We start from the raw sequence: 9,019 nt of genomic DNA, 5'->3' as shown, positions 1-9,019 counted from the left end.
CACGGTCGCGACGAGCTCGCGGCGATCCTGCGCGCGCCGCAGCGTCCGCCCGGCTGGCGTCCCGGTGACTGGTAGGTCGTTCTTCCCCTCAACGTTCTACTCAACGTGCGACTCGGCATACTCAGCCGCCCCGCACCCCCTCTCGCGCACACCGTTCGTCCGCCGGGCAAGCAGATCCGCCAGGCGAGATGGACGGAGCCTCAGTATCTCTTTGACCTCTCCGAGTGGGGAGCCGACGATGTCTGGGAGCTCATCGACATCGGCTGTGAGGCGGTGTTCACGGGTGGTGAGGTGCCGACACCGCTGGCATCGGGCGAGGGCACGGTGAGGTGGATCGAGCAGGACAGCAACGAGAGCACCGGCAAGGTCGTGGGCAGTGGGAGCGTTCGGGGCGACTTGGTCGACGACTCTGGGCAGGTGTACCGAGTCCAGGGGCGGTACCAGGACGTCTTCATCCCAAGCGAGCCGGGGAGCGAACCCAACAATGGAAAGCAGACGCTCACGGTGCGCCAACGCTGAGCCCGCTCCCGGTGTCACGATGGGGTGATGCCTGACCGGGTCGCCGACGCGATGGAAGCCGCGCCCCGCGCGGCCTTCCTGCCCCGGTCGCAACGGCACCGTGCGGACTCCGACGAGGCGCTGCGGATCGGCGACGGGGCCACCTGCTCTCAGCCCACCACCGTGCGTCACATGCTCGAGATGCTCGAGCCCCGGGCGGGCGACCGCGTGCTCGACGTGGGGTCGGGATCGGGGTGGACCTGCGCCCTGCTGGCCCACCTGGTCTCTCCTGGTGGGTCGGTGCGCGGGGTGGAGCTGATCCACCGCCTTGTCACCACGGCGAACCGGCGACTGGGGGCTCAGGGGGTGAGCAACGCGTCCGTGTTGCCCGCTGTGGAGGGGGTGCTCGGCCTGCCCGACGATGCGCCCTTCGACCGCATCCTGGTCAGCGCGATGGCCGGATCGTTGCCACCGTCGTTGGTCGACCAGGTGGCTGTCGGTGGCCGGATGGTCATCCCGGTGGACGGTCGGATGCTGCGGGTCGACCGCCGCGAGGACGGCGTGGAGCAGCACGCCGAAGGGCGCTACCGCTTCGTACCGTTGCAGGGCGGTTGAGCGCTCCGAGCGGCCGAGCGCGTGGGCGGGACAGCCCACTCGACGATGGTGGCGCCACCGTTGACATCGCTGGCGGTCAGCGGGAAAGTGGGATATGGCGCACTATCGGTACCGTTGCGGCACACACGGACTGCTCGATGTCAGCCGCCCGATCGGTACCGCCGCCGCCCACGAGCCGTGCCCGACCTGCAGTTCTCCGAGCAACCGGGTCTTCACCCCACCGCTGCTCAGCCGGGCTTCTACCGGAGTGAGCGCGGCGATGGAGCGCGCCGAGAAGTCATCGGACGTTCCTGAGGTTGTCGACGCTCTTCCCCGGCGGCCGCAGACCCACAAGCCCCTGCCCACCAACCCGGCGTGGGCATCGCTTCCCCGACCCTGAAAGGAGGGGAGTCGTCCCGCCGACCCTCGGCGCGGACGTGAAAGGAGGCCACCATGGCCAGCGTGGGGCTGCTCTACGTCGGGGCAGTGCTGTTCATCAACGGGCTGATGCTGTTGGGCCTGGTAGACCCGAAGTCGGTCATCCCGATCAACATCTTCGTGGGCCTGTTGCAGGTCCTCACTCCTACCTACCTCATCTTCACCGCCGCCGGCGACAGTGCGGTCATCCTCAACGCCTCGGGGCTCTACCTGTTCGGCTTCACCTACCTCTACGTCGCCTTCAACCAGTGGATGGGTCTCGACGGCTCCGGGCTGGGATACTTCTCGCTGTTCGTCGCCATCTGCGCCCTCGTCTACTCGGGGATCAACTTCATCCAGTTCGACGACGCGGCCTTCGGTGTGATCTGGCTGCACTGGGCGCTGCTGTGGGGTCTGTTCTTCCTGGTGCTGGGCCGAGGACACGACGAGCTAGCTCGGTTCACCGGGGCGGTGTGTGCCACCCAGGGGTGGGTCACCGGAGCGATCCCAGCTTTCTTGCTCATGACCGACCGCTGGGCTGACGTCAGCTCGTTGCTCGCGGTGCTCCTCGCCGTGATCGGAGTCGTCGGCTTCGGTGCGCTCTACCCGGTCATGACGCGGGGCGAGCGTCGGGAGGTGGTCGCCACCGGATGACCGCTCGCCTTCCCCAGCCTCCCCGGACCGGACCCGAAAGGACGCATGATGCCCACGAACCTCTTCCCCCTCGACTCGTCCAAGAAGTTCACCGACCAGGAGAAGATCGGACACAACCGCTGGCACCCCGACATCCCCGCAGCCGTCACCGTGAGGCCGGGGGAGTCGCTGCGAATCGACTGTCGCGAGTGGTTCGACGGGGCCATCGTCAACGACGACTCGGCGGACGACATCCGTGACGCCCCACTGGACACGGTGCACGTGCTCTCCGGGCCCTTCGCCGTCGAAGGGGCCGAGCCCGGCGACCTGCTCGTCGTCGACATCCTCGACGTGGGCCCGATTCCGCAGGAGGACAGTGGACCCCTAGCCGGTCAGGGATGGGGCTACACCGGGATCTTCGCCCGGAAGAACGGTGGCTCCTTCCTGGTCGACCAGTTCCCCGACGCCTACAAGGCGATCTGGGACTTCTCGGGGCAGACAGCCACGTCGCGGCACGTGCCCGAGGTCTCCTTCACCGGAATCGTGCACCCGGGCTTGATGGGCACCGCGCCATCGGCTGACCTCCTGGCTCGGTGGAACGCGCGCGAGGGAGCCCTCATCGACACCGAGCCAGACCGCGTGCCACCGCTGGCCCTGAGGCCCCTGCCGAAGGACGCGATCCTGGGTGAAGTCAACTCCTCGGACGTCGACCGCGTGGCCGGCGAGGCAGCACGAACCGCACCGGGCCGGGAGAACGGCGGCAACCAGGACATCAAGAACCTCACCAAGGGGAGCCGGATCTTCTATCCGGTCTTCGTCCCCGGAGGCAACCTGTCCTTGGGCGACCTGCATTTCTCCCAGGGTGACGGTGAGATCACCTTCTGCGGGGCCATCGAGATGGGCGGCTTCATCGACCTGCGTCTGGATGTGCTCAAAGGCGGGATGGAGACCTACGGCGTCGGTGAGAACACCATCTTCATGCCCGGCAACACGGACCCGCGGTACTCCGAGTGGCTCGCTTTCTCCGGGGTGTCGGTCACGCTTGACGACACCCAGCGGTACCTGGACTCCCAGCTGGCCTACCAACGGGCATGCCTGCATGCGATCGACTACCTCACGAAGTTCGGCTACAGCCCCGAGCAGGCCTACCTGCTGCTGGGCGCGGCGCCGATCGAGGGCCGGTTCTCCGGCGTCGTCGACATTCCGAACTCGTGCGCGACGGTGTACCTGCCGACCGCGATCTTCGACTTCGACGTGCGGCCCGGCCCTGGGGGGCCGCACCAGATCGACCCCGGGATAGGAGCGCCGCACTCGGCCTTCTGAGCCCGCCAGTTCTCCGGCAGGCTGTGTCAGGTCGACGGCACAGCCTGCCGGGCAGCGTGATGCGGGTTGACGTGAGGTCAATCCTGCTTCACAATCAGTGGGTGATCTTCTCGCTCGTACTCATTGCTCAGGACGCGCCCTGAGCTGAGAAGTTCACGCGCGTCCCCCCTCGTCAGCCTTACGGCGGAGGGGTTTTTTGTTGCCTGACCTGAATGACCGACCGCCGATCGACCGACGATTGAGGACCTGCCTGACATGAGCACGGTGACCCGCCCCGAAGCGAGCCCGAGCGGCCAACAGACGCCGCTGACCGGCGCTGAGACCCTCGTCTCCACCCTGGAGCGGGTCGGGGTGGAGCACGTGTTCGGGCTCCCCGGTGGAGCCGTCCTCCCGCTGTACGACGCGCTGTACCACGCCACGTCGTTGCGGCACGTCCTCGTCCGTCACGAGCAGGGTGCCGGCCACGCCGCCCAGGGGTACGCCGCCGCCACCGGGCGCGTCGGGGTCTGCATGGCGACCAGCGGCCCGGGCGCCACCAACCTCGTCACCCCGCTGGCCGACGCCAACATGGACTCCGTGCCCATGGTGGCCATCACCGGCAACGTGCCGAGCGCGAACATCGGCTCGGACGCGTTCCAGGAAGCCGACATCCGCAGCATCACCATGCCGGTGACCAAGCATTCGTTCCTGGTCACCGACCCCAACGAGATCGCGGCCACCGTGCGCAGCGCCTTCCATCTGGCCAGCACCGGGCGCCCCGGGCCGGTGCTGGTCGACGTGTCCAAGGACGCCCTGGCCGCGTTGGTCGACCCGGAAGCGGCCATTCAGGTGCCGATGCGCGGCTACCACCCGATCACCGCTCCGGCGCCGGAGGCGGTGCGCGACGCGGTGGAGCTGATGCTGTCGGCGCGCCGGCCCGTCCTGTACGTCGGCGGCGGCACCATCCGCGCCGACGCCCATCGCGAGGTCGCGGCCCTGGCCGAGCTGACCGGCATCCCGGTCGTCACCACCCTGATGGCGCGCGGAGCCTTCCCCGACAGCCACCCGCAGCATCTGGGGATGCCGGGGATGCACGGCACCGTCGCGGCCGTCGCCTCGCTGCAGAAGTCCGATCTGCTCGTGTGCCTGGGTGCGAGGTTCGACGACCGGGTGACCGGCGCGCGCGACTCCTTTGCCCCGCACGCCAAGGTCATCCACGCCGACATCGACCCGTCCGAGATCGGCAAGAACCGGGCTGTCGACGTGGCCCTGATCGGTGACGCCAAGATCACGCTGACCGCGCTGGTGGCCGAGTTCACGGCCCGGACGGCTCGCGGTGCTCAACCGGACTACGAGGACTGGGTCTCGGCCTGCATCCGGTGGAAGGCGCGCTACCCGGTCGGGTACGACACCCCGCACGACGGCGAGCTGGCCCCGCAGTACGTCATCCAGCGCCTGGGCGAGATCGCCGGCCCGGACGCCATCTACGCCTCCGGGGTCGGCCAGCACCAGATGTGGGCCAGCCAGTTCGTGCAGTACGAGCGTCCGCGGACCTGGCTCAACTCCGGTGGCCTGGGAACCATGGGGTACGCCGTGCCCGCCGCGATGGGCGCCAAGGTCGGCAGCCCCGACAGCACCGTCTGGGCGATCGACGGTGACGGCTGTTTCCAGATGACCAACCAGGAGCTGGCCACCTGTGCGGTCGAGGGCATCCCGATCAAGGTCGCCATCATCAACAATGCCGCGCTGGGCATGGTGCGGCAGTGGCAGACCCTGTTCTTCGCCGAGCGCTACAGCGCCTCGGGACTGCCGTCGATGCAGGTGCCCGACTTCGTCACCCTCGCCCAGGCCTACGGCTGCGTCGGACTGCGCTGCGACAACCCTGCCGACGTCGACGCCACCATCGAGAAGGCCATGGCGGTGGATGACCTCCCCGTGGTCGTGGACTTCCGGGTTCACCAAGACGCCATGGTGTGGCCGATGGTGCCCGCCGGAACCAGCAACGACGCGATCCAGTACGCCCGTGAGCTCGCGCCGAACTTCGACGAGGACGACTGATGTCCCCGCGTCCAGCCCTGCGTCCCTCACCCACCGCAGCACCCCACCGAAAGATGAGCCGATGAGCCGTCACGCACTGTCCGTCCTGGTCGAGAACAACCCCGGAGTGCTGGCGCGCGTCTCCGTGCTCTTCGCGCGCCGCAGCTTCAACATCGACCACCTCGTGGTCGGCCCCACCGAGGACCCGAAGGTCTCCCGGATGACCATCGTGGTCAACGTCTCCAGCGAGCAGCTGCACAAGGTGACGTCGCAGCTGGACAAGCTGATCGAGGTGATCCACATCGAAGAGCTGGACGACGCGGCCTCGATCCGAGAACGCCTGTGGGCGATCAACGACAACGGCCCCCGCCCGGTGGGCGCGATGGCCGCCGCCTGGGGCTAGACCGGCGCGTTCTCGGCATACTGTGTGACCTGCGGGTCCTGCTGACCCGCGGCACCCTCCCATCCGCGACCTGTTCACCAGACCCGTTCGAAGGAGCTCCTTCACCCATGGCCACGATGTACTACGACGATGACGCCGACCTCAGCCTGATCCAGGACCGCGCAGTGGCGGTGCTGGGCTACGGCAGCCAGGGCCATGCGCACGCGCTGTCGCTGCGCGACTCCGGGGTCGACGTGCGGGTGGGCCTGGCTGAGGGCAGCTCCTCGCGGGCCAAGGTCGAGGCCGAGGGGCTGCGCGTGCTCACTCCCGCCGAGGCGTGTGCCGAGGCCGACCTCATCATGATGCTGGTGCCCGACCACGTCGCCCGGCACGTCTACACCGAGTCGGTCGAGCCGAACCTCGAGGAGGGGGACGCGCTCTTCTTCGGGCACGGGCTCAACATCCGCTACGGCTACATCACGCCGCCGAGCAACGTCGACGTGTGCATGGTCGCGCCGAAGGGACCGGGCCACCTGGTCCGCCGCGAGTACGTCGACGGACGCGGAGTGCCGGTGCTCGTCGCCGTCGAACAGGACGCGTCGGGCCACGCCTGGGACCTCGCCCTGTCCTACGCCTCGGCCATCGGGGGGCTGCGCGCAGGCGGGATCAAGACGACCTTCACCGAGGAGACCGAGACGGACCTGTTCGGCGAGCAGGCCGTGCTGTGCGGTGGCCTCTCGAGCCTGATCATGAAGGGCTTCGAGACCCTTACCGAGGCCGGCTACCAGCCGGAGGTCGCCTACTTCGAGTGCCTGCACGAGGTGAAGCTCATCGTCGACCTCATGTACGAGGGCGGCATCGCCAAGCAGCGCTGGTCCGTCTCCGACACGGCCGAGTTCGGCGACTACGTCTCCGGCCCGCGGGTCGTCGACGACCAGGTCAAGAAGAACATGCAGGCCGTGCTAGAGGACGTGCGCAACGGCTCCTTCGCCCAGCGGTTCATCGACGACCAGGAGGCGGGCGCGCCGGAGTTCCGCCGGATGCGCGAAGAGGGCGCGGCCCACTCGATCGAGGCGACCGGTAAGCAGCTGCGCGGGATGATGGCCTGGGTGAAGTCCGACGACGACTACGTGGAGGGCTCGGCGGCACGATGACCGACGTCGACGACCGACCTGGCACCGTTGGGTCCGCTGCTCACGGGCGGTCCGCGGATGGCGAGACCACGGGGGCTGATGTGAAGCCGCGGAGCCGCGACGTCACGGACGGTCTGCGCAGCACCGCCTCTCGCGGCATGCTGCGCGCGGTCGGGATGGGCGACGAGGACTGGGCCAAGCCGCAGGTCGGCGTGGGCAGCTCGTGGAACGAGATCACTCCCTGCAACCTGCCCCTGGACCGCCTCGCCCAGTCGGTCAAGGACGGCGTGCACGCCGCCGGCGGCTACCCGCTGGAGTTCGGCACCATCTCCGTTTCGGACGGCATCTCGATGGGCCACGAGGGCATGCACTTCTCGCTGGTCTCGCGCGAGGTCATCGCCGACTCGGTCGAGACGGTGATGGGTGCCGAGCGCCTCGACGGCTCGGTGCTCCTCGCGGGCTGCGACAAGTCGCTGCCCGGCATGCTCATGGCGGCGGCTCGGCTGGATCTTGCCTCGGTGTTCGTGTACGCCGGGTCGATCCTGCCCGGGCAGGCCAAGCTCTCCGACGGCTCCAGCCGCGAGGTCACCATCATCGACGCGTTCGAGGCCGTCGGGGCGTGTTCGCGAGGCCTGATGTCGCGGGAAGACGTCGACGCCATCGAGCGGGCGATCTGCCCCGGCGAGGGTGCCTGCGGCGGGATGTACACCGCCAACACCATGGCGGCCGCCGCGGAGGCTCTCGGAATGGCGCTGCCCGGCTCGGCGGCTCCGCCGGCCACCGACCGCCGCCGCGACGGCATTGCCCGCCGCTCCGGCCAGGCCGTGGTCGGCATGCTGCGCACTGGCCTGACGGCTCGCGACATCCTGACCAAGGACGCCTTCGAGAATGCGATCGCCGTGGTCATGGCTCTCGGAGGCTCCACCAACGCGGTGCTGCACCTGCTGGCCATCGCCAACGAGGCTGAGGTCGAGCTCACGCTGGCCGACTTCGCCCGCATCGGCGCGCAGGTGCCCCACCTCGCGGACGTCAAGCCGTTCGGCGCTCACGTCATGACCGACATCGACCGGATCGGCGGCATCCCGGTGGTGATGCAGGCGCTGCTCGACGCTGGCCTGGTGCACGGTGCCGCGATGACCGTCACTGGGAAGACGCTGGCCGAGAACCTCGCCGAGCTCGAACCGCCCCAGATCGACGGCACCGTGCTGCGCGCGATGAACGACCCGATCCACGCCACGGGAGGGCTGACCATCCTGCACGGCTCGCTCGCCCCGGAAGGAGCGGTGGTCAAGTCGGCGGGCTTCGACTCCGACGTGTTCGAGGGCACCGCCCGGGTCTTCGAGGGCGAGCAGCTGGCCCTCGACGCGCTGGCCGACGGCACCATTACCGGGGGTGACGTGGTGGTCATCCGCCAAGAAGGACCTCGCGGCGGGCCGGGCATGCGCGAAATGCTCGCCATCACCGGTGCGATCAAGGGCGCCGGCCTGGGCAAGGACGTGCTCCTGATCACCGACGGTCGCTTCTCCGGCGGTACCACGGGTCTGTGCGTCGGACACATCGCCCCCGAGTCGGTGGACGGCGGGCCGATCGGCTTGTTGCGCGACGGTGACCGGGTGCGGCTTGATGTTGGCACCGGAACCCTCGACGCCCTGGTCGACGAGGAGGAGATGAGCACCCGCCGCGACGCCTGGACGCGACCCGAGCCGGTGGAGCGCGCGCGCCGTGGCGTGCTGGCCAAGTACGCGGCCCTCGTCGGGTCGGCGTCGACGGGTGCCGTCACGCACTGACGGCGTGCTTCGCGGCCGGCCCGGTTGGGCCGGCGGTTGGGCGTGGTCATGGTCGTTGCCAGTGCACGACGTGGTCGGGCCCGATGGTGGCGGTGAGGTCTCGTTGATGGACGAGGGTGTGGTGTCGCCGGCAGAGTAGGGCGAGGTTGTTCAGGTCGGTGTGTCCGCCGCGGGAGAACCACTCGAGGTGGTGGGCGTCGCACCAGTGGGGTGGGACCGAGCATCCGGGGTAGGTG

Annotated in this window: 9 protein-coding genes; 8 read left to right on the top strand and 1 reads right to left on the bottom strand. The window is 68.9% G+C overall.

Features of this window, described 5'->3' with window-relative positions:
- Window positions 1-105: 105 nt before the first annotated feature.
- From VJ976_RS10120 to ilvD, 8 genes are all read left to right on the top strand, one after another.
- A complete protein-coding gene (locus tag VJ976_RS10120; protein WP_324100096.1) occupies window positions 106-519 on the top strand; it encodes a hypothetical protein in 414 nt (137 codons plus the stop codon).
- 27 nt (window positions 520-546) lie between these two features.
- A complete protein-coding gene (locus VJ976_RS10115; protein ID WP_324100095.1) occupies window positions 547-1,113 on the top strand; it encodes a protein-L-isoaspartate O-methyltransferase family protein in 567 nt (188 codons plus the stop codon).
- A 432-nt stretch (window positions 1,114-1,545) separates the two neighbouring features.
- Window positions 1,546-2,163, top strand: a complete 618-nt coding sequence (locus VJ976_RS10110) for an AmiS/UreI family transporter (protein WP_324100094.1) — start codon at window positions 1,546-1,548, stop codon at window positions 2,161-2,163.
- A gap of 48 nt (window positions 2,164-2,211) precedes the next feature.
- Window positions 2,212-3,465 (top strand): formamidase, encoded by a 1,254-nt coding sequence (gene fmdA, locus VJ976_RS10105; RefSeq protein ID WP_324100093.1) that lies wholly within the window; start codon window positions 2,212-2,214, stop codon window positions 3,463-3,465.
- 255 nt (window positions 3,466-3,720) lie between these two features.
- Window positions 3,721-5,502, top strand: a complete 1,782-nt coding sequence (locus tag VJ976_RS10100; protein WP_324100092.1) for an acetolactate synthase large subunit — start codon at window positions 3,721-3,723, stop codon at window positions 5,500-5,502.
- A 61-nt stretch (window positions 5,503-5,563) separates the two neighbouring features.
- Window positions 5,564-5,884, top strand: a complete 321-nt coding sequence (gene ilvN, locus VJ976_RS10095) for an acetolactate synthase small subunit (protein ID WP_324100091.1) — start codon at window positions 5,564-5,566, stop codon at window positions 5,882-5,884.
- A gap of 107 nt (window positions 5,885-5,991) precedes the next feature.
- Complete coding sequence (gene ilvC / locus VJ976_RS10090; RefSeq protein ID WP_324100090.1) at window positions 5,992-7,017, top strand: ketol-acid reductoisomerase; 1,026 nt, start codon at window positions 5,992-5,994, stop codon at window positions 7,015-7,017.
- Window positions 7,014-8,783: a dihydroxy-acid dehydratase gene (gene ilvD / locus VJ976_RS10085; protein ID WP_324100089.1), complete on the top strand. Its 1,770-nt coding sequence runs from the start codon at window positions 7,014-7,016 to the stop codon at window positions 8,781-8,783. Before ilvC ends, ilvD begins: the two co-directional genes overlap by 4 nt.
- A gap of 46 nt (window positions 8,784-8,829) precedes the next feature.
- On the opposite strand, the gene VJ976_RS10080 is transcribed toward ilvD, so the two are convergent.
- On the bottom strand, window positions 8,830-9,019 hold a 190-nt coding region (locus VJ976_RS10080; RefSeq protein WP_324100088.1), incomplete at its 5' end, for an HNH endonuclease signature motif containing protein.

This window comes from Ornithinimicrobium sp. (genome assembly GCF_035267225.1).
Taxonomy (GTDB): Bacteria; Actinomycetota; Actinomycetes; order Actinomycetales; family Dermatophilaceae; genus Ornithinicoccus.
Note: the sequence above shows the minus strand (reverse complement) of the source record. Positions and strands in the feature narration are given on the sequence as shown.

Excerpts from the sequence above, each read along its gene's own strand:
- ilvC (WP_324100090.1), top strand. The coding sequence starts at position 5,992 with ATGGCCACGATGTACTACGACGATGACGCCGACCTCAGCCTGATCCAG.
- fmdA (WP_324100093.1), top strand. The coding sequence starts at position 2,212 with ATGCCCACGAACCTCTTCCCCCTCGACTCGTCCAAGAAGTTCACCGAC.
- ilvD (WP_324100089.1), top strand. The coding sequence starts at position 7,014 with ATGACCGACGTCGACGACCGACCTGGCACCGTTGGGTCCGCTGCTCAC.
- VJ976_RS10115 (WP_324100095.1), top strand. The coding sequence starts at position 547 with ATGCCTGACCGGGTCGCCGACGCGATGGAAGCCGCGCCCCGCGCGGCC.
- ilvN (WP_324100091.1), top strand. The coding sequence starts at position 5,564 with ATGAGCCGTCACGCACTGTCCGTCCTGGTCGAGAACAACCCCGGAGTG.
- VJ976_RS10110 (WP_324100094.1), top strand. The coding sequence starts at position 1,546 with ATGGCCAGCGTGGGGCTGCTCTACGTCGGGGCAGTGCTGTTCATCAAC.
- VJ976_RS10100 (WP_324100092.1), top strand. The coding sequence starts at position 3,721 with ATGAGCACGGTGACCCGCCCCGAAGCGAGCCCGAGCGGCCAACAGACG.